Below are 1066 nucleotides of genomic sequence, written 5' to 3' on the forward strand. Positions count from 1 at the left end.
GGCGCCGGGCAGCGCGGGCGCGATCGGCACGCTGTCGGTGGCGGGCACCGCGACGCTGGCGGCGGGCAGCACGCTGCTGATCGACATCGGCGCCAGCGGCACCTCCGACCGGCTCGCCGTCGAGCAGGCGGAGCTGGGCGGCACGCTGACGCTGCGTCCCATCGGCCAGCTGCCGCGCTATGGCAGCAGCTACACGGTGCTGACCGCGTCGGACGGCATCACCGGCAGCTTCGATGCCGCCACCGCGTTCAGCGCGATCCTGTATCCCGAACTCCGCTACGGCGCGGACCAGGTGCAGGCGACGATCGCCGCGCGCCCCTATGCCAGCGTGGTGGCGGGAACGCCCGTGCAGGCATCCTATGCGCGACTGCTCGACGGCAACCGCTCGGCCTATGATGCGCTTGCCGACACCTATGGCGTGCTCGACCTGGCGAGCGTCGGCGCGATCCGCGCCGGGCTGGAGGATCTGGCCCCCACCACCGAGACGACCCGCCGCGCGATCGGCACGGTCGCGATGGACAATATGGCGCGCTTCTATCGCGAGCGGACCGCCGCCATGCGCCCGGGCAGCTTTGCCGGCGGTCAGGTCGCGATGATCGGCAAGCCGCTCGAGTTCGCGGCCAATGCGATCGTCATGCCGGGCCAGGCCGACACTGTCAGCGACACGCCTACCGCCTATGTCCGCGACGGAATGCTGCCCAGCAATGTCTCCGCCTATCTGGCGGGCGGCTATCTGGAAGGATCGAGCCGGGCGATGCCCAACTCGGTCGTCGGCGGCACGCGCGACCCCTTCGACGGCTTCTACATCGCCGGCGGCGTGGAAGCGCAGGTAAGCGATGCGGGCGTGCTGGGCTTCGGCCTGTCCTATTCGGACATCGATGGCGAGCGCCGCGCCGGCCATAGAGCGTGCCCTGGATCAGCGCGCCTTCGGTCAGGCGGCCGGCGCTCGACACGCAGTTCAGCGCGGGCGTGTTCCAGTCGGAGACGCAGCGTTCGGGCAGCCTTGCCGGCACCGCCTACTCCTTGCGCGGCAAGGACAATGCGCTGGCGCTGTCGACCGAGCTGG

The 1066-nt window shown here is 70.8% G+C and carries 1 pseudogene; it reads left to right on the plus strand.

The window, feature by feature from the left end:
- Positions 1-1066 (plus strand): annotated as a pseudogene (locus tag VPH46_RS16330) (hypothetical protein); the annotation flags it as partial.

This window comes from Sphingomonas sp. MJ1 (PH-R8) (genome assembly GCF_048058635.1).
Lineage (GTDB): Bacteria > Pseudomonadota > Alphaproteobacteria > Sphingomonadales > Sphingomonadaceae > Sphingomonas.